This is a genomic window from Vibrio profundum (genome assembly GCF_050337555.1).
Classification (GTDB): domain Bacteria; phylum Pseudomonadota; class Gammaproteobacteria; order Enterobacterales; family Vibrionaceae; genus Vibrio; species Vibrio profundum.
Map to the genome: position 1 here is coordinate 30099 of NZ_JAKJTA010000008.1, position 20506 is coordinate 50604.

Sequence of the window (20506 nt, forward strand, 5' to 3'; positions counted from 1 at the left end):
TTTAAGCGTTAAGATTAAGCAAATTTACGTACTTCACCTTCGCCTTCAACATTTGACACGCATCGACCACAGATTTTCTCATGGCCTGCAATCGTGCCAACATCTGGAGTATGGTGCCAGCAACGGTCACACTTCTCAGCAGACGTTGCAACAACCTCGACAAACAAGCCTTCTACGTCTGTCGCTTGCGCGGCATCGGGTTTGTTTGCGCTAGATTGAACATCCGCTTTAGACGTCAACAACACAAAACGCAGCTCGTCTTCTAGCATGTTCAACTTGCGTGTAAGTTGTTCATCTGCATACAAAGTCGCTTCCGCTTGCAAAGAACCACCGATAAGTTTTTCTTTACGCGCTTCTTCAAGCAGTTTATTCACCGCACCACGTACAGTTTGGATTTCTTCCCAGAACTCATCGTTCAGGTCTTCACCCTCAGTCAGACCAAATAGACCTTCAAACCATTCACCTGTGAAGACGAACGTATCGCGTTGACCTGGCATTTCATTCCAGATTTCATCAGCGGTAAATGACATGATTGGTGCCATCCAGCGAACCAATGCTTCAACGATGTAGTACAGAGCGGTTTGGCAGCTGCGCTGAGCGTGGCCGCCAAGTTTCGCGGTGTACTGACGGTCTTTAATCACGTCTAGGTAGAAAGAACCCATCTCGATCGAGCAGAACTGCATCAAGCGCTGAGTAACAGCGTGCGTGTTGTACTGTTCGTACGCTTTAATGATGTCTTGCTGTGCAGCTAACGCACGGCCAACAGCCCAGCGATCTAGCGCCACCATTTCATCTGCAGGAACACAGTCGGTTTCTGGATTAAAGCCGTTCAAGTTCGCGAGGAAGAAACGTGACGTATTACGAATACGACGATAAGCGTCAGCAGAGCGTTTTAGGATTTCATCCGAAACCGCAACTTCGCCCGTGTAATCCGTTGATGCGACCCACAAACGTAAGATATCAGCACCTAGCTTGTTAGTGACATCTTTTGGCGCAACCACGTTACCGATAGATTTCGACATTTTACGGCCTTGACCGTCAACCACGAAGCCGTGAGTCAGCACTTGTTTGTATGGCGCTTCGTCTTTCATCGCGATAGAAGAAATCAAAGAAGACTGGAACCAACCACGGTGTTGATCCGAACCTTCTAGATATAAGTCGGTTTTATTGCCGTTGTATTCTTCACGAGAATCAACCACAGAATAGTGAGTCACACCTGAATCAAACCATACGTCCAAAGTATCCAATACTTTTTCGTAATTGTCGGCATCGCCACCCATTAATTCAGCGGCATCGACATCCCACCAAGCTTGAATACCCTTCTCTTCAACGAGTTTGGCGACTTTCTCAATCAACTCTAGTGAATTAGGGTGCAGCTCAGAAGTTTCTTTGTGCACAAATAAAGCAATTGGCACGCCCCAAGTACGTTGACGAGAGATACACCATTCTGGGCGACCTTCGATCATACCTTCAATGCGGCTTGCACCCCACTCAGGCATCCACTCTACACCTTTGATAGACTCTAGTGCTTTAGCACGTAGACCTGCTTGGTCCATAGAGATAAACCACTGAGGCGTTGCGCGGAAGATGATCGGCGTTTTATGGCGCCAGCAATGTGGGTAGCTGTGCTCATACGCGTGATGGTGCAATAGAGCGCCGTGCTCTTTTAGCACGTCTAGCACTGCATCCGTTACTTTGAATACGTGTTGACCCGCAAACAGCTCAGTATCTGGCAAGTACACGCCGTTAGAACCCACAGGGTTCGCCACTTCAAGGTCGTACTTTTTACCCACCACGAAATCTTCTTGGCCATGGCCCGGAGCGGTATGCACGACACCTGTACCAGATTCCGTTGTTACGTGGTCGCCTAAGATAACTGGTACGCTAAAGTCGTAAAACGGGTGGTTGAACTGAGACAGCTCAAGATCCGCACCTTTCGCGAAACCTAGGTTGTGGTAATGCTCGATACCAGCGCGATCCATCACATCTTTAGCAAGCTCAGAAGCAACAATCAAACGCTGCGGCTGGTCACCTTCAACTTGGATCAATGAATACTCTAGATCATCACGAACACATAACGCGCGGTTCGCTGGTAGAGTCCATGCTGTGGTGGTCCAGATAACCATCGACACGTCACCGTGACCTTCAACGCCTTCAGCTAAGTCAAACTTAGCCAATACAGCGGCTTCGTCCGTGGCTTTGAACTTCACGTCGATCGATGGCGATACTTTATCTTTGTATTCCACTTCAGCTTCTGCAAGCGCAGAACCACAATCTGTACACCAGTGAACAGGTTTGAACCCTTTCAACAAATGGCCGTTATCGGCAATTTTGCCCAGCGCACGGATAATATTCGCTTCAGTAGCGAAATCCATTGTGCGGTATGGTTTGTCCCACTCACCGAAGATACCAAGACGCTTGAAGCTTTCTTTTTGTCCTTCTACCTGACCGGCAGCGTAGTGACGACATTTCTCACGAAATTCTGCTGGCGTGACTTTTTGTCCCGGTTTACCGACTTTTTTCTCAACCATTAGTTCGATTGGCAAGCCATGGCAATCCCAGCCAGGAATATAAGGTGCATCAAAACCAGAAAGCGTTTTGGATTTAATAATAATGTCTTTAAGAATCTTGTTCAGTGCGTGGCCGATATGAATATCTCCGTTGGCATACGGAGGACCATCATGTAATACGAAAGATTTTTTGCCTTTTTTGGCTTTACGGATTTCACCGTATAGATCTTCTTTGTACCAATGTTCAAGCATGGCTGGCTCACGATTGGCCAGATTACCGCGCATTGGAAACCCTGTTTCAGGTAAGTTCAGGGTATCTTTATACTCACTCATCGATTCTTAATTCCGTCATATTGGGCGAAGTTAGACATTATACTGGTCAGTGGAATCATCTGATCAGCGTTTCAACCGAAGCAACCACACCCTTGCCGCTTCAGCATCCAATTCTATTTGTTGTTTCAGTGCTTCAAAAGACTCAAACTTCTTCTCATCACGAAGTTTGTGCAATAAAAACACTTCTAAAGTTTGGCCATATAAGTTGGCTGAAAAGTCAAACAAGTGCACCTCTAATTGCTGGCGCTCTCCTTTGACTGTCGGACGGTGACCAATATTGGCCACGCCCTGTATTCGTTGCCCTTTACTATCAAGGGCTTCAACAACATACACACCTGATACAGGAGATACAACGCGTTTTAATGGGATATTGGCCGTCGGAAAGCCGATGGTCCGGCCCAACTTGCGACCATGGAACACTCGACCTGTGATGCTGTATTGACGCCCGAGCATATCTTCTGCACTGCTCAGTTCATCTCTCGCCAAGGCATCCCGGATCGCGGTGCTGCTCACTCGCTCTTGTTGAACACAAAAACTCTTCGTGTTCACCACTTCAAAGCCATACTTCTGCCCAGCTTGCTGCAACATGGCAAAGTTGCCAGTGCGCCCTTTACCAAAGCAAAAGTCATCGCCGACCACGAGAAACTTAACACCCAATTGATTCACCAACAAGTCACGCACAAAAGCTTCGGCGCTCATACTGGCAAACTTGTGGTTGAAATTCACACACAGCAAACGATCCACGTCCAATTTATCAAGCTGCAATGCTTTATCTCGCAAGCGAGTTAGCCTTGCTGGCGCGTCACCTTTGGCAAAGAGCTCCATCGGCTGTGGGTCAAATGTCATCACCACCGAAGGTAAGCCTAATTGCTTAGATTTCTTCACTAATTGCTGCAATACCTGACGGTGACCTAAATGCACACCATCAAAATTGCCAATCGTCAGTACACACCCCTTGTGTTTGGGCCTGATGTTATGAATGCCGCGGATAAATTCCATTGATTTCCACTAAAACTGTTGTGTTATCGATTATCTATGCTGTCGAATCGACGGATTATAACCTAATCGTCATCAATCTGTCGCTGCTTTTAAGTCTTTTAGTCGCACCCCTAATACCAGCAAACTGATCGTATAAACCAAGCCCCCTAGACCAATCAACATGGCTAGCATCCAAGCTCGGTGGCTACCCGTCCAAGTTAGCCAAACTGACATATCATCCAGCTGCCACAAAATCGCACTCAACATGGCGACACCGGCAAGCGCATGCTTCGCCATTCCGGTTAGTGTTTTTTTACTTAGACGGTAAACGCCTTGCTTGTGCAGTCCATAGTACAGCAACGCCATATTGATAAACGCAGACAACGCCGTGGCCATCGCAAGGCCAACATATCCATAGAACCAAGCAAACACAGCGTTAAAGCCCATGTTAGACACCATAGCGATGATGCCATAGCGCACAGGGGTTTTGGTGTCATGACGAGAGTAATAGCCTGGAGCAAGCACTTTAATCATCATAAAGTTCAACAAGCCTGCCGACAACGCCACCAAAGACATCGACGCCTGATTAACATCGTGAACAGTAAACTCACCGTGCATAAAGAGCACCATCAGCATTGGCTTAGCGAGCACCATTAAACCCAGCATTGCTGGCACCCCAAGCAAAGTTATCATCTGCACGCCCCAATCCATGGTATGCGAAAACGCATCGCCTTTATCATCGACATGGCTGCGCGACAAAGCAGGCAAAATAACGGTACCGATGGCTATGCCAAACAAGCCAAGTGGAAACTCCATTAAGCGGTCAGAATAGTACAACCAACTGATTGAGCCTGTTGCTAAGAAACTGGCAATAAAGGTGTCGAACAATAAGTTGATTTGACTCACCGACACACCAAAGAGAGCTGGTAGCATCAATTTGCGTATTTTTACCACCCCAGGATCATTCCAGCCCCAAGCAGGCTTAACCAGTGCCTTCACACGAATCAAGAAAGGAATTTGGAACAGGAATTGAACTAAGCCCCCTAAAAAAACACCAATCGACAAGCCAATTTCTGGCTCTTGCATGTGCGGCGCAATAAATACCGCGGCAAAGATCACCATGACATTGAGGAAAACAGGAGTAAAAGAGGAAACCGCAAATTTCCCCATGGTATTAAGAATGGCGCCAGATAAGGCGACAAAAGTAATAAACCACAAATACGGGAAGGTGATTTTCAGCATGAAGCTCGCAAGTTCAAACTTGTGTGCCGATGGGCCACCATGTAGCCAATCAATAAACCAGCCAGCGCCAAATACAGCGGTTACCACACCCGATCCCAAGACACCAAGTACCGTCACAACAGTAACAATCACTCCCAATGTTCCAGCAGCCCGAGCAATCAATTGACGGGTTTTATCCATGTCACCTTGGGCATGGTATTCGGTCAATACTGGAACAAATGCTTGTGAGAACGCGCCTTCAGCAAATAAGCGGCGCATAAAATTAGGGATACGATTGGCAAAGAAAAACACGTCGGCGCTCGCGCCTGCCCCCATTAAGTGGGCTACAACAACGTCGCGAACTAAGCCAAGAATACGAGAAATAAAAGTCATGGCACTGACAATCAGACCAGACTTGAGTAGGCGTTTACTCACAGTTACCTCAGAATGTGTGAAAGGTTTTATTATCTGTATAAATAACAATTAAATGTCAGAGCATACCTAAAAGGAGTTAATATACAGAATGGCATCTAGAGAAAATGCTTCTCTCTAACTGCGGATAAGTATTAGCAATGGTATAAAAATACTGTTAGAATCCCCGCCATCTTAACCGCGATCACCTAGGCATACCAAGTTTGTTTGGTCTTGACTGGTTTTTGCACAAATCATTTGACATTTAAGAGCAAATGAGGGATATTCCTCGCCCTTAAATTGTCACAAAACAAAGTTTTTGGGAGTTAGACCCTTGGCAAACAGTAAATCTGCTAAGAAGCGCGCTATCCAAGCTGAGAAACGTCGCCAGCACAATGCTAGCCGTCGTTCTATGATGCGCACTTACATGAAGAAAACTATCGCTGCTATCGAAGCTGGCGACAAAGAAGCTGCAACTGCTGCACTAGCTGCAGTTACACCTCTAATAGACCGCATGGCGACTAAAGGCCTTATTCATAAGAATAAAGCTGCACGTCATAAGTCTCGCTTCACTGCTGCAATCAAAGCTCTTTAATTAGAACTCTGATTCACGAGAAGAAAAAAAACCGGTCTAGGCCGGTTTTTTATTGCCTGTCGTTCGAAACGCAGGCATAAAAAATGGCAACGTTCGCGTTGCCATTTTTATTTCCCATCCCTGTTTTCATCTAGGTAGAAAGGCTCTCCTAGTAGGAAGACTCTTCTAATTAAAGATTGTCCCTAGACTGAGAATGGATACTTGATTGCATCGTGACACTCATACCCTTCGATAGAGAAATCATCTAACGTCACCCATGTCTCCAAATCTTCCAGCGACTTAATCTCAGGATTAATATGAAAGCTGGCTGGCAATAAAGGCTCTCGCTGAAGCTGGACATCACGCATTAATTCCAATTGGTCTTCATATATGTGTGCGTTGACAATTTTATGATATGCCACACCGGCTTTATGCCCAGTGATTTGCGCCATCAACGCCAAAAATACATACACTTGCACCATATTAAAGTTGAGGCCTAGCGGCACATCACAAGAGCGCTGAGTACTATTGAGGTATAAAGTATCACCAAGCAATGAAAAGTGATGGCTATACATACATGGACGCAAGCATCCCATATCGAACTCACCTGGGTTATAAAAATTCAGGATCTCGCCCCTATCGTCAACGCCTCTCTTTAAGTCATCGACAATTTTTCTTAGCTGATCGACATGCCCGCCATCAGGCTTCGCCCACGCACGGCCTTGTACGCCATATACTCGGCCCATGTCATCTTCACCTTTACGGTGTGCATTGACTAGCCAAGCTTGATTCAGGTTGGCGTTAGCGTCCCACGTTTTAGTTCCTAGCTGGCGAAAGTCAGCCGCATTATCGTAACCACGGATATAACCAAGAAGCTCAGCAACGGCCGCTTTCCAAAAGCTTTTACGAGTCGTCACCAAAGGAAATTGGTTGTTCGCCACGTCGTAACTTAGATCGGCATTGATAACAGTCAGGCAGCGCTTGCCTGTTCGTTCATTCTCAACCCAAGTTCCTGTGTCCACAATACGTTGACACAAATCTAAATACTGTCGCACATTCGCCCCTTACTTCACTGCCGCACGTGATTCATCTTTATAGAGACCACGCTTATAAGACCAAATTAATACACCAGCTCCAATGATAATCATTGGGAACGATAGAATTTGTCCCATGGAAACAGAGTGATCGTATAAGCCCAATTGTGGATCCGGTGCGCGGAAGAACTCAACAAAGAACCTAAAGCAGCCATAACACATCAAAAATAAACCAGAAACCGCACCCATTGGACGAGGCTTACGGATAAACAGGTTCAAAATAAGCAGCAACGTAACCCCCTCAAGCGCAAACTCATACAATTGAGATGGGTGACGAGGTTGAGGGCCTGCTTCAGGGAAAATCATAGCCCAAGGCACATGTGTGACTCGGCCCCAAAGTTCACCATTAATGAAGTTACCAAGCCGACCCATTCCTAAACCAAACGGAACCAAGGGAGCGATAAAATCTGCGATACTAAAGAATGAACGACCGTGTTTTCTGCCGTACCATAACATTGCTGTAATAACCCCAAGCAGCCCACCATGGAAAGACATACCGCCAGTCCAGACTTCAAATAGATACAGAGGGTTTTGCAAAAATAAATCAAAGTTATAGAAAAGGACGTAGCCGATCCGGCCGCCAATCACCACACCAAGGAAACCCGCAAACAAAAGATCAGAGATTTGCTCTCGAGTCCAACCGCTGCCTGGTTTGTCTGCACGCTTATTTGCTAACCACATAGCAAATGCAAAACCAATGAGGTACATCACCCCATACCAACGAATCGATATTGGTCCTAAGGACACAATGATGGGATCAATGTGTGGGAACACAAAATAACCATGAGACATAAATTAGTACTCTTTATTAAGACAATGGTAGTGAGATGACATTACAGCAACATAGTTCCAGCAACAATCATCAAAAATACAGCAAAGATTTTCTTCAGTGTTTTCGTCGGTAAGCCGACCGCCAAACGCACGCCGATCCGTGTGGTAAATAAAGATGTCATCGTGATGGCTAATACCGCTGGCAAATAGATATATCCCAAGCTCCATGCTGGAGTGCCAGCGGAGCTAACGCCATGTAAAAAGAAGCCCGCCATACCAGATAACGAAACTGCAAAGGCGCATAAAGAAGACGTGCCGACCGCTTTACTCATCGGCACACCATGGCGATTCAAAAACGGAACGGTTAACGAACCGCCTCCAACACCGGCCAAACTCGCGATGGTCCCGATACCGGTACCAGCAAGTGACGCAATTAAACCACGCGGCATCGTCTTTCTGGCCTGTGCATTGACCGAAAAAATCATTTGAAACGACATCAACAACACGATGACACCAAACACCTTCGGCAAATACTCGGTAGGTATAAAGTTTGCGATAGAGGCGCCAATCAAGCCACCCACAATCACCCCTGGCACCATAGTTCTCGCAGCGTAGGTATCGATATTATTGAGTCGGATATTATTAAAAACAGACGAACTGGTTGTAATAACAATGCAGGCCAAGGACGTGGCCAATGCGATATGCATAACTAAATTGGGTTCAACACCAATCGAAGGAAGCAAGAAATGCAGTGCGGGTACAACGACAAGCCCTCCACCTATCCCTAGTAATCCTGCTAACACGCCAACAATAAGGCCAAGCAGCAGCAGTACAGTAAACAGCTCACCAGTCAAAATTTATAAACCTATTTTTTGCCCGCCCGAATCAGTCCGGCGATGCCTTTTTTCTCAAAAAAACTTAGCATCATAGTATATATGTTTTGACCGTGTGGTTGAATCAAAGCTTTGTCAACCAATTGCTCTAGCTCGTGAGAGTCTGTTTTTCTTAGAATATATTTTATCTTCGCAACGTTGGAAGTATTCATACTGAGCGCTTTATAACCAAGCCCGACCAATAATACCGCTCCAATCGGGTCTCCAGCGAGTTCTCCGCAGACACAGACCGGCAGTTGCAGTGATTCGCACGTCTGCTGAATCTGTTTCAAAGCCATCATCACTGCAGGATGGGTAGATTCATAAACATCCGCCACTCGGGCATTGTTGCGGTCAACAGCCAATAAGTACTGGGTGAGGTCGTTGGTGCCCACAGAGACAAAGTCTATCTTGTCAGCCAATAGCGGTAACAAGTACAGCATGGCGGGCACTTCCACTAATATCCCAACGGCAGGCTTAGGTACTTGAGGGTCGATTGCCAACACTTCCAAATACGCTTGTTCGATGAATTCCAAGGCGCTATCTAGTTCTTTGCTGTTAGAGATCATAGGTAGCAAAATGCTCAAGTTTTTATGCGCACAGCTGGCTTTGAGCATCGCTCGGATCTGCATCAGAAAGATATCCGGATGGTCTAAGGTAAAGCGAATGCCTCGCCAGCCCAGAAAGGGGTTATCTTCTTCAATAGGTAAATAAGGCAGCGCTTTGTCACCACCGATATCCAGCGTGCGCATCACTACTTTTTTGCCCGCATAGGCGGCTAATACATTTTGATACTGCTGGGTTTGTTCTTCCTCTGATGGAAAGCGTTGATGCAACAGGAAAGAGATTTCTGTGCGGTACAAGCCAACGCCTTCCACCCCTTGGTTAATCGCAATATTGGTATCGGCGCTTAAACCTGAGTTGAGATAAATATCAATTTTTGTGCCGTCGGTGGTCATTGCAGGACCAATCGCGTCTTTGCTTACCTCAAGGGATAACTCATTCTCTTCACGAGCCAAAGATTGATATTCACAGAGTAAGCTCTGACTGGGCTCGATAAAAACTTGACCACTATAGCCATCGACAATCCCCATCTGCCCCTGAACGTCATTTAAGTTCAGGCTGATTCCCATTACGGTCGGGATTCCAAGTGCTCTCGACAAGATAGCAGCATGTGAGTTGGCGGCACCTTCCATTGATATCACCGCCAGAAGCTTGTCTTTATCAATAGAGGCTAACGTCGAAGCCGTCAGCTCTCGTACGACTAAAATCACTGGGTGCTCTATCTGGTACTGGCGGTTTTCTGTGTTGTACAAAAAAAACAGTAACCTTTGCCCAAGCTCGCGAAAGTCATGCGCTCTTTCACAAAGATAGGCGTCTGACATAGTGGCAAAACGTTCGGAGTAAATATCCACGACTTGTTTCAGCGCCCAATCCGCACGATCGCCATCTAAAATCCGCAATTTTAAATCGCGGCGCAGCATGGGATCGTTCAAAAGGTGCGTAAACAAATCGAAAATGGCTAAGGTTTCTTTATTGATTTCGTTATCGAGCTTTTTACGCATGCGGCGGAAGTCTTGCAACGCTGCTTCGATTGCGAGCAACAATCTTTCCTGTTCCCAAACAGGATCCACCGTCGACGCAGGGCAGACATCGACCAATAAAGGTTGAGAGTCATCCCACCATAATCCCCCAATAGCAATACCGGGAGACGCTGCGACGCCAGAGAGTTTTTTGTGGTCAGTCGTTAGCAACCACTGACCTTGTGTTTGGGAATGAGCAATAATGACCGCAAGCTGAGCGGCCAATGTAACCAAAAATGATTCTTCAATTTCATCAAATGAGCGCGGCGTTGTTTGCTGAACCACTAAAACGCCAAGCACTTGCTTGCGATAAATTATCGGAGTGCCTAAGAAGCTGTGGTAAATCTCCTCCCCTAACTGAGAAACATATTTAAAGTTAGGGTGTTTGGATGCTTCAGCCACATTTAAGGGTTCAGCAGAGCGCTTCACCAGTCCAACGAGGCCTTCAGTGAAGTCGACATACACTTTATTGCCTTGAAATTTAAGCCCTCGGGTCGCCATTAATTCGAGGCGGTGCCTTTCTTCGTTGGCTAAATACACGGTACAGCACTCTGTTCGCATAGCATCACAGGTGGCATTAACCAAGATGTTCAGCGCTTGGTGAACATCTTCTACTCTTGAAACTTGTTCAACTATTTCCCTTAGTTGAGAAAGCATGTTTACCCTCGTCGATTCTTTTTGCGCTTACTTTTTTTCTTACGCTCTTTGAACGGCATAGCAAACGAGGCAAACTCCTTCATTGCACGACGGTATACATCGCGCTTAAATGACACCACCTGACGAACCGGATACCAATAACTCACCCATCGCCAACCATCAAACTCAGGTGAACCACCTCGTTGCATATTAATATTAGACTCTTCACAGTCAAAGCGAAGAAGAAACCATTTCTGTTTTTGCCCAATACATACAGGCTTAGAGTCCCAACGTACCAATCGCTTTGGCAATTTATACCTTAGCCAGTGGCGACTCGTCGCGACAATTTTTACATCATTTTTCGTTAGCCCAACTTCTTCATACAGTTCCCGGAACATTGCTTGTTCTGGTGTTTCGCCCTCATCAATTCCACCTTGTGGAAATTGCCAAGAATGTTGCCCATAACGTTTTGCCCAGAAGACTTGACCATGGCTGTTGCAGATTACAATCCCCACGTTTAATCGGTAACCTTCGCCATCTATCACTGGCCAACCTCAATTAAATTCATCTATTACTGTGATTTTTCCATAGATCCCTACCATGAGCAAATTTCCCAAGCGGTTTGACGCTCAGTTTATGAATTCCTTTATCAGACTGAATAAGTTTCAATCAAATTGACCTTTATCAACAAAGAGGCTGCTTTCCGCAGTTTTTATTCACCTTTTCTGTGCATAACTATGTGAAGAAGCAAGTACCACGCTGAGAATATCGACAAGCGCACAAACTAGCCGTTCATAAACGCATATCAAACAACAACAAAAACAACCTAAATACAAAGTGTTACATACAAGCGCTCGACATGAACACTTCTCTACCCTCCTCGAAAACCCAACAAATCAAAAGTGGGTATTTTTTAACCGATACGGACTTTGCGCACATAATATGATTTTGGCTCTTCGACAATTCAGCAAATTTCGTTTAAAAAGCAATGATTAAGCACTGTGAATTCATACAGTATGGATATTCTACTCGTTCAGAGCTTTGTTCTGTGGATAAGTCGCATAGTAAAGTGTGCTAGGATATGTATTTAGTTAAGGTAGAACAGTATTTAATCATGAAGCGAGAGCCTCAGACTGAACATGAATTACGGCAACGTGCACTAGATCTTGCTGGCTTAACCTTCCAAGAGCTCGCGGAAGAGGCAAACCTGACCGTTCCCGAGAATTTGAAAAAAGATAAAGGATGGGTTGGGCAACTACTCGAATGGCACTTAGGAGCGACGGCAGGTAGCAAGCCTCAACCTGATTTTGACCATCTCGGGATCGAGCTAAAAAGTATCCCCATTGGCTACAGCGGGAAGCCTTTAGAATCGACCTTTGTTTGCGTTACCCCTCTTGTAGGTATCAGCGGTCTAACTTGGGCAAACAGCCATGTTCGCAACAAACTGTCACGCGTACTCTGGGTCCCTGTCGAGGGAGAACGGGAAATCCCCCTAGCACAGCGACGCGTAGGCACTGCATTTATATGGAGCCCCTCCACCAGCCAAGAACAACGCCTGCAATCAGATTGGGAAGAGTTGATGGATATGATTGCATTTGGTGAAATAGAACGAATCACGGCCAGGATGGGAGAAGTCATGCAGATACGTCCTAAAGCGGCAAATAGCCGCGCACTGACCGAAGCCTATGGACGTTCTGGTAAACCGGTAAAAACCTTACCGCGCGGGTTTTACCTACGTACACAATTCACCGGGGAGATATTGTCGAACCAATTTGGCTAATTTGGGAATGTGTTAATTCAGAACAAATGTATTAATTCAGAACAAGAGTGACTTACAGAGCTAACTCCACATCACAGTAAGGCTGACCAGAATGCGAGCCACACTCATCATAAGCGTTGTGCAAACGTAGAAAAGCGCGATCAACCCCCAACAGCGTTAACTCTTCACGCACTCTCTCAATAGAATCAAAGTGAACAGGTTCATCGTCGACTTTGATCGGCTCAAGCTGATGTTTGTATTCCACTGCTAACAAATACTGCGTGAGATCTGCGCAGCCAATCACATACACTTTTGGCAACTGTTGGGCTTGCTTGCTTGCGTTATGGCACCACTTATTTAACTGTTGTCGATTCATTGCCCACCTCCATTTTGAAGTCTAGTCAATCACCACTATTTTGCTATTCACTTCGCTTCATTATTATCGATTTTTTACTGATAAAAATTACTGCTTCCTCTGAGCTACCATCTTCACATATATTGGTAAAAACAATCAGTTATCAAAGGGGATCATTATGCGATATAAACAGCTGCCACATTCCACGCTAGAGATTAGCCAACTGGCATTAGGCACGATGACCTATGGAGAACAAAACACTGAAAATGACGCGTTCAATCAACTCGATTTTGCCATTGAACATGGGATCAATTTTATCGACACGGCAGAAATGTACCCAGTGCCACCAAATGGGAGCAGTCAGGGCCGATCAGAGCAATACATAGGCAATTGGCTAAAGAAATCAAGCAAGCGTGATAAAGTTGTTCTGGCCACAAAAGTCTCGGGGCCTAGACGACTCCCACATATCAGAGACAATACTGTTCTCGATAGAAAAAATATCCACCTAGCAATTGACGACAGTTTAAAGAGGTTACAAACCGACTACGTCGATCTGTATCAGATTCACTGGCCTCAGCGAGAGACCAACTGTTTTGGTCAGCTCAATTATTCCTATCCGACTGAACAAGAAGAAATCACGTTAATAGAAACCCTCGAAGCACTAAATGAATTAGTTAAAGCGGGTAAAGTACGCTACCTCGGCGTCTCAAACGACACCCCTTGGGGAGTCATGAGCCTACTAAGACTGGCGGAAAAGCATTCACTGCCAAGAATTGTTTCGATACAAAACCCATACAATTTGCTTAATCGCAGCTTTGATGTTGGTTTATCAGAAGTCAGCTATCACGAGGGAGTGGAGCTTCTGGCTTATTCACCTCTTGCGTTTGGCTGCCTGAGTGGAAAATACCTCAATAACGCTCGACCAGACAATGCTCGTTGTTCGCTATTTTCTCGTTTCTCACGCTACTTCACCCCTCAAGGTGTTAAAGCAACTGAGGCCTATATTCAGATAGCCAAAAAATACGAATTAGATCCTGCGCAAATGGCATTGGCGTTTGTTAATAAGCGGCCTTTCGTTGCCTCAAATATCATTGGCGCAACCAGTATAGAGCAATTACAACTCAATATTGACAGTATTAATATTGAGTTGACTCCAGAGATCTTAGAAGATATTCAAGAAGTTAGCACTCTGTATTCTAACCCTTGCCCGTAATGTTTTTCGGGCTAACGCGAAAGCGCTAGCCCGAACTGATTACGTAATCGGTCTCATAACTAATGTCCGACGTATAGAGAGCATCTTGCGATCCGCCTGAGTATTCACTCCTTGGCTCGCATTTAACAATTGGCCATGGATATCTAAGCCTATATCTCTCAGCAGGTGTTTATGGTGAAACGGTGTGATATAGCTGTCTCTACGAGCGTGCCGTAGCCAATTACGTTGCTCACGACGTAAGTCTGCACGAACCAGTAGTGTTGCTACTTGTAAGTAAATAGATTGCATGGTTTATCTCCAGAGTTAGTCAACGCTGGGGAAAGTGAACAGGTGGGATCAGATCGTATCCTATTAAAACGCTGCTACTTTCCGCAGCCGAATAAAGGATACGGATTAAATACCGGTTAACTGTCGTAACTGATGTAAATTGCTAGTAAGCAATAAAGTCAAAGTTACACATGGAGGTCGATACTATATGCATGGTTATGTTCATAATGTGCCTCCTCGTTAATGGCAAATAATCCTAAGGGATGTGTAAGCAAGGTATTGCTTACGGTTAAATAGTAACCCATTGATATTATTGTGCAACAATTAAACAGGCAAGATAGAAAATACGCACATTTAACCTTTATTTAACATTATGATTGGCTCTTTTCTGGCATAAATGAGTGGAAGTTAAAACAAAAATCAGCACATTATTTCGTCGGTAAGGCCCTCGAATGATGGGAGATCTCGCCCATTGCGATCGGAGCCACTTTTTGTAAAACTACATTAACTCTTCGTAAAGCTACATCAACTCTTCGTAAATTAAGTTATGTTTATTCAACAAGCGATACATGGTCGCTCGAGATATACCAAGCTCTTTTGCAGCCAAAGACACTTGACCATCATTGAACTCTAAGGCCAAACGCAGCGCCTCTTTTTCGCTTCGTTCTCGAATACCCTTCAAACTACGAGTGCCTTCAAGACCACTGGGTAAGTCAAAATCTTGCAGTGTCAATTGAGGGAGCTCAGACATCAACACTGCTCTTTTAACTTGATTAATCAACTCCCTAACGTTCCCCGGCCAATAATGATTCGTCAGTGCACTCATCACTTCTTCTGATAACGTCCTCGGTTGAACATTAAACTCTTTGGCATACTGCTGGAGAAAGTGCCGCGTCAGTACGATGACATCGTTGGAGCGCTCTTTAAGACTCGGCACATTGATTCGGAGCACATTAATATAGTGATACAGCTCTTCATTGAACGCGCCATCTATCAATGCTTTTTCCATATCCGATGAGTTGGCCGCTAATACTCTAACGTCCGTATCCATCATACCGTGACGAGAATTTACTCGACCCTCTTGGAAAAATTGCAATAAATTTAGCTGCTGAGATTGAGGCAAGGTTAAGATATCGTTGAGCAGCACAGTGCCACCATTGGCTTTTTCTAGCATTGATACCTGTGTGTCATCTTCTTGCTCAATACCAAACAAATCGCATTCAATCCTCCGTTCCGACATTGCGCGGCAGTTAACCGAGATAAACTCATTTTGGCTTCGAGCAGACGTATTGTGAATCGCCCTCGCCACGAGCTCTTTACCCACACCATTTTCACCCGAAATTAAAATGCTTACATCCGTTGGTCCAATGCGCTTAATTTGATCACGCAAGCGTTTGATTGAAGCTGAATCTCCAACCACACCAATATTGTCGCTCGCATGAAAGTGAGGCCATACTTTTTTCTCAAGCTTCAACATGCCCAGTTGATGACCGATGGTACTAAGAAGCTGCGCATCTGGAATAGGGGTGGTGAAAAAGTCGATACAGAAGTTTACGATAAACTGGCATAGAGTTTCTGAATTGAGCTGAGCTTCGCGGATCAGCGCTAACCAGCGCACTTGCTTAAAGCTGCTCACCAAATTGGCAATGCCATTTAAACTAAATTCATCATGGCTCAGGTCCACTACACCAATACAGGGTCCACTTTGCGAAAATAGCGCGGTTGCTTCTCTGAGATCCGCACATTGAGTACACTGCCAACCTGCGTTTTGCAACACCACTAACCAAGATTCACATGATCCACCGACATGTATAAGTGCGCCCGGTGTTGAGTCCATACGAAATTGATTAGCCATCACCGCCTCCTAACCACGCCACAACATCGTTGCTGCGTGGTACTTCACCCATCACATGCAAGCTGAACTCAGCCATACTTAAATAATCTCATTTGTAAGACTAGTCATTAGATGAAGGCTTCGCCAGCTAGCATAATTTGAATTTTGCACTAGCTACGCTGCACTTGCTCGCTCTACCCTATACTTTAAACTTCCGTTCCAATCGATAGATACAAAAAAGCCACCCAACTGGGTGGCTAGTGCATTTCATTATCTCTGAGATTAGCCTTGAGGGCGCATCGCTGGGAATAGAATCACGTCACGAATCGTGTGAGTGTTGGTGAACAGCATAGCCAAACGGTCGATACCAATGCCTTGACCCGCTGTTGGCGGTAAGCCGTGCTCCAACGCAGTAATGTAATCGGCATCGTAGTACATCGCTTCATCATCACCAGCATCTTTTGCGTCAACTTGCGCTTTAAAGCGTGCGTCTTGATCTTCCGCATCGTTAAGCTCAGAGAAGCCATTCGCAACTTCACGACCACCGATAAAGAACTCAAAACGGTCAGTAAAGAATGGGTTGCTATCGCTACGGCGTGCCAATGGTGAGATATCTGCTGGGTAACCTGTAATGAACGTCGGCTGGATAAGCTTAGGTTCCGCAGTTTCACCAAAGATTTCTTCAAGCAGTTGACCACACGTCCAGAAAGTCTCGACTTCTACATGCACAGATTTCGCAATAGACACCATAAGGTCACGGTTTTGCAAATCGGCTTCGCTCAGAGCTTGGATTTTCTCATGCGTTGGATTGTAGTGTTTGATCGCTTCAAACATGCTCATGCGAGTGTACGTTCCACCAAATTCAACCGTCTCATCGCCATAAGGCATAGAAGTTGAACCTAGAATGTCCATCGCAACCGTGCTTAGCATTTCTTCTGTCAGATCCATCAGATCTTTGTAGTCTGAGTACGCTTGGTAGAATTCCATCATAGTGAATTCTGGGTTGTGACGCGGAGACAAACCTTCATTACGGAAGTTACGGTTGATTTCAAATACGCGATCAAAGCCGCCAACCACCAAACGTTTTAGGTATAGCTCAGGCGCAACACGCAAGTACATGTCGATATCCAGCGCATTATGATGGGTGGTAAACGGGCGAGCTGTCGCGCCACCAGGAATCACGTGCATCATCGGCGTTTCAACTTCAAGGTAGCCTTTAGCACTCATGAAGTTACGGATAGCAGACACCAACTTAGAACGAATGATAAACGCCTGACGCGAGTCTTCATTCACGATAAGATCAACATAACGCTGACGATAACGCATTTCTTGGTCAGTCAAACCGTGGAATTTTTCTGGAAGTGGACGCAGCGCTTTAGTCAGCAACTCATACTTTTCCATATTCACGTAAAGATCGCCTTTACCTGACTTATGTAGCGCGCCTTTTAATCCGATGATATCACCGATATCAAGACCTTGATATTTAGCTTTTAGCTCTTTCTGCACGTCTTTTGCAGCATAAGCTTGGATGCGGCCAGAAGTTTCCTGAATCACTAGGAATGGACCACGCTTTGCCATAATACGGCCAGCAATCGCTACCACATGGTTCAGTTCTTCAAGCTCTTCTTTGCTCTTTTCACCGAACTCTTGCTGAAGATCGCCTGCTAAATTTTCGCGGCGAAAGTCGTTAGGGTGGCCATTTGCACTGCAGCCTTTACGGATTTCATCCAGTTTAGCGCGACGTTCTGCAATCAGCTTGTTTTCTTCTATTTGGGTTTCATTTTGAACAGCATCAGTCATTTTCGATGTATCCCGTTTCAATTCAATGTCGGTGAAAAGCTTATAGACCTGATTTCAGGCTAGCTTCGATAAATTTGTCTAGATCGCCGTCAAGCACTGCTTGAGTGTTGCGGTTCTCTACGCCAGTACGTAAATCTTTGATGCGCGAGTCATCCAATACATACGAGCGGATTTGGCTGCCCCAGCCGATATCCGATTTAGCATCTTCGTTGGCTTGCTTCTCGACATTTTGCTTTTGAATTTCTAATTCAAATAGCTTCGCCCGCAGCTGCTTCATCGCCTGATCTTTATTTTTGTGCTGTGAGCGGTCGTTTTGGCACTGCACTACAGTATTGGTTGGAACGTGAGTGATTCGCACCGCTGATTCTGTGGTGTTGACGTGCTGACCACCCGCGCCAGACGCACGATATACATCGATACGTAGATCGGACGGATTGATATCAATCTGGATGTTGTCGTCAATTTCTGGATAAATAAACGCAGAAGCAAACGACGTATGGCGGCGTCCACTGGAGTCAAATGGTGACTTACGCACTAAACGGTGTACACCCGTTTCTGTTCGTAACCAACCGTAAGCGTATTCACCTGAAATGCGTACCGTCGCGCCTTTAAGGCCTGCAACTTCGCCTTCAGAGACTTCAATGACTTCAACTTTAAAGCCTTTCGCCTCAGCCCAGCGCAAGTACATACGTAGCATCATTGACGTCCAATCTTGCGCTTCAGTGCCGCCAGAGCCCGACTGTAAGTCGATATAGCAATCGGACGAATCATGGTCGCCGGCGAACATACGACGAAATTCCAGTTTTTCCAACTTGGTTTCTAAGTCAACCAGCTCTGGTTCAATTTCATCAAAAGTTTCTTGGTCTTCTTCTTCAACAGCAAGTTCGAGCAGACCTTCAACGTCTTCCACCCCTTGCTCCAGCTGATCGATGGTCTCGACCACAGCTTCCAGAGAAGAACGTTCTTTACCTAGCGCTTGGGCGCGCTCTGGCTCGTTCCATACATCTGGCTGCTCTAATTCAGCGTTGACTTCTTCTAGACGCTCTTGTTTCGCATCATAGTCAAAGGTACCCCCTCAGGATATTCGTGCGTTCAGACACATCCTGTAGGCGGTTTTTAATTGGATTGATTTCAAACATAGTCGCTTAGCATTTATGAATAGAATTTAACCGAGGAATTCTACTGAAAAACACCGAAAATATACAGGGAAATTTCCACTTCCTTAAAGGCACTACAAGAAAGTGTACCCTCAAGGTTGGATAAGAGAACAACGCCGAAATAGGCGCTGTTCAAGGGATATGCAAATAGTGAAAACGCTCAATTCCAAGGCTAGCTGTTATGGCATACCATCGAACTCTGCCCCTTCTTTCTCCACCTGTGGAATCACTAGGTGCTCTTTGTTTATACCAAGCCTTAACGCGAGCGCCGAAGCGACATAAATCGAAGAATAAGTGCCGACAGTAATGCCGAGCAACAAAGCCGTCGCAAAACCATGAATCATCGCGCCGCCTTGCACAAACAGAGCAATAACCACAAACAGCGTTGTCCCTGAAGTAATCAACGTTCGGCTTAGCGTTTGTGTCACTGAGCTATTAATCACCTCACTTGGTGTGCCTCGCCTCATTTTACGAAAGTTCTCACGAATGCGGTCAAATACTACGATGGTATCATTGAGTGAGTAACCCACCACGGTAAGCAGCGCCGCCACGATGGTGAGGTCAACTTCTATTTGTAGTAAGGAAAAGACCCCCAGTGTAATGAGCACGTCATGGCTCAATGCCAGCACAGCACCAGCCGCTAAGCGCCATTCAAAACGCATCGACACATACATCAATATACAGACAAGGGAAATTAGAATGGCCAGTCCACCCGCTTCAGCGAGCTCCCCACCGACATTCGGCCCAACAAATTCTATCCGGCGCATTTCAACATGCTCAGATGTTTTTGCCTGAATCGCGGAGATAATTTCACTGCCTAACTGCTCGCCAGCTACCCCTTCTCGAGGACGCAGTCTAACCAGCACATCTTGCGACGAACCAAAGTTCTGCACAATGGCATCATCAAAGCCTTTGTCTTCCAACGCTTGTCGAATGTTAGGTAAGTCGGCGGGTTGGTCAAAACCCACTTCAATTAAAGTTCCACCAGTGAAGTCGAGCCCCCAGTTTAGCCACTTAGTCGATAGCACAATAACCGAAGCGCTCAGCATGACGAAAGATAACAAAAACGCTAGGTTAGAGCGCCCCATGAAATCTATCGTTTTGGTCGATTTTAGAATCTGAAACATACTTCCCCCAA

17 protein-coding genes are annotated in these 20506 nt (G+C 45.7%); 3 read left to right on the forward strand and 14 right to left on the reverse strand.

Going from position 1 to position 20506, the window contains the following annotated elements; genetic code table 11:
• Positions 1 to 14 precede the first annotated feature (14 nt).
• From ileS to murJ, 3 genes are all read right to left on the reverse strand, one after another.
• Entirely contained in the window at positions 15 to 2843 is a 2829-nt protein-coding gene (gene ileS / locus L4C34_RS08900) for an isoleucine--tRNA ligase (RefSeq protein ID WP_428788993.1), read from the reverse strand.
• Between the two features lie 63 nt (positions 2844 to 2906).
• Positions 2907 to 3842 (reverse strand): bifunctional riboflavin kinase/FAD synthetase, encoded by a 936-nt coding sequence (gene ribF, locus L4C34_RS08905; protein ID WP_428788994.1) that lies wholly within the window; start codon positions 3840 to 3842, stop codon positions 2907 to 2909.
• 72 nt (positions 3843 to 3914) lie between these two features.
• Positions 3915 to 5477, reverse strand: coding sequence for a murein biosynthesis integral membrane protein MurJ (gene murJ / locus L4C34_RS08910; RefSeq protein ID WP_428788995.1), 1563 nt, complete (start codon positions 5475 to 5477; stop codon positions 3915 to 3917).
• 310 nt (positions 5478 to 5787) lie between these two features.
• On the opposite strand from murJ, the gene rpsT reads away from it, so the two are divergent.
• Positions 5788 to 6048, forward strand: a complete 261-nt coding sequence (gene rpsT / locus L4C34_RS08915) for a 30S ribosomal protein S20 (RefSeq protein WP_428788996.1) — start codon at positions 5788 to 5790, stop codon at positions 6046 to 6048.
• A gap of 182 nt (positions 6049 to 6230) precedes the next feature.
• Here the strand turns inward: rpsT and L4C34_RS08920 are convergent, their stop codons facing one another.
• The 5 genes from L4C34_RS08920 to rppH are packed head-to-tail and all read right to left on the reverse strand — an operon-like array spanning position 6231 to position 11528.
• Positions 6231 to 7082: a thymidylate synthase gene (locus L4C34_RS08920; protein ID WP_428788997.1), complete on the reverse strand. Its 852-nt coding sequence runs from the start codon at positions 7080 to 7082 to the stop codon at positions 6231 to 6233.
• A gap of 9 nt (positions 7083 to 7091) precedes the next feature.
• Positions 7092 to 7913, reverse strand: a complete 822-nt coding sequence (gene lgt / locus L4C34_RS08925; RefSeq protein WP_428788998.1) for a prolipoprotein diacylglyceryl transferase — start codon at positions 7911 to 7913, stop codon at positions 7092 to 7094.
• Positions 7914 to 7954: 41 nt separating this feature from the next.
• A complete protein-coding gene (locus L4C34_RS08930) occupies positions 7955 to 8746 on the reverse strand; it encodes a sulfite exporter TauE/SafE family protein (protein WP_428788999.1) in 792 nt (263 codons plus the stop codon).
• Between the two features lie 11 nt (positions 8747 to 8757).
• Positions 8758 to 11004, reverse strand: coding sequence for a phosphoenolpyruvate--protein phosphotransferase (gene ptsP / locus L4C34_RS08935; RefSeq protein WP_428789000.1), 2247 nt, complete (start codon positions 11002 to 11004; stop codon positions 8758 to 8760).
• A 2-nt stretch (positions 11005 to 11006) separates the two neighbouring features.
• Positions 11007 to 11528 carry an RNA pyrophosphohydrolase gene (gene rppH, locus L4C34_RS08940; protein WP_428789001.1) on the reverse strand — a complete coding sequence of 174 codons (522 nt, stop codon included), beginning with the start codon at positions 11526 to 11528 and terminating at the stop codon, positions 11007 to 11009.
• Between the two features lie 569 nt (positions 11529 to 12097).
• Here rppH and mutH point away from each other — a divergent pair.
• Positions 12098 to 12763, forward strand: a complete 666-nt coding sequence (gene mutH / locus L4C34_RS08945) for a DNA mismatch repair endonuclease MutH (protein ID WP_428789147.1) — start codon at positions 12098 to 12100, stop codon at positions 12761 to 12763.
• Between the two features lie 52 nt (positions 12764 to 12815).
• On the opposite strand, the gene L4C34_RS08950 is transcribed toward mutH, so the two are convergent.
• On the reverse strand, positions 12816 to 13118 hold the full coding sequence (locus L4C34_RS08950; protein ID WP_428789002.1) for a DUF6482 family protein: 303 nt from the start codon (positions 13116 to 13118) through the stop codon (positions 12816 to 12818).
• Between the two features lie 157 nt (positions 13119 to 13275).
• On the opposite strand from L4C34_RS08950, the gene L4C34_RS08955 reads away from it, so the two are divergent.
• The gene (locus L4C34_RS08955; RefSeq protein WP_428789003.1) at positions 13276 to 14310 is read left to right on the forward strand and encodes an NADP(H)-dependent aldo-keto reductase; all 1035 of its coding nucleotides are present in this window, start codon (positions 13276 to 13278) and stop codon (positions 14308 to 14310) included.
• A gap of 39 nt (positions 14311 to 14349) precedes the next feature.
• Here L4C34_RS08955 and L4C34_RS08960 read toward each other — a convergent pair whose 3' ends face one another.
• From L4C34_RS08960 to secF, 5 genes are all read right to left on the reverse strand, one after another.
• Entirely contained in the window at positions 14350 to 14598 is a 249-nt protein-coding gene (locus L4C34_RS08960; RefSeq protein WP_428789004.1) for a DUF1127 domain-containing protein, read from the reverse strand.
• Positions 14599 to 15097: 499 nt separating this feature from the next.
• Positions 15098 to 16432 (reverse strand): sigma-54-dependent transcriptional regulator, encoded by a 1335-nt coding sequence (locus L4C34_RS08965; protein ID WP_428789005.1) that lies wholly within the window; start codon positions 16430 to 16432, stop codon positions 15098 to 15100.
• Positions 16433 to 16693: 261 nt separating this feature from the next.
• Positions 16694 to 18211, reverse strand: a complete 1518-nt coding sequence (gene lysS / locus L4C34_RS08970; protein WP_428789006.1) for a lysine--tRNA ligase — start codon at positions 18209 to 18211, stop codon at positions 16694 to 16696.
• 40 nt (positions 18212 to 18251) lie between these two features.
• Positions 18252 to 19350 (reverse strand): peptide chain release factor 2 gene (prfB, locus tag L4C34_RS08975; protein ID WP_428789007.1). Its coding sequence is split into 2 segments (ribosomal slippage): positions 18252 to 19274 and positions 19276 to 19350, totalling 1098 coding nucleotides; the frame shifts between segments, so codons are not numbered across the junction.
• A gap of 197 nt (positions 19351 to 19547) precedes the next feature.
• On the reverse strand, positions 19548 to 20495 hold the full coding sequence (gene secF, locus L4C34_RS08980) for a protein translocase subunit SecF (protein ID WP_428789008.1): 948 nt from the start codon (positions 20493 to 20495) through the stop codon (positions 19548 to 19550).
• Between the last annotated feature and the right edge of the window lie 11 nt (positions 20496 to 20506).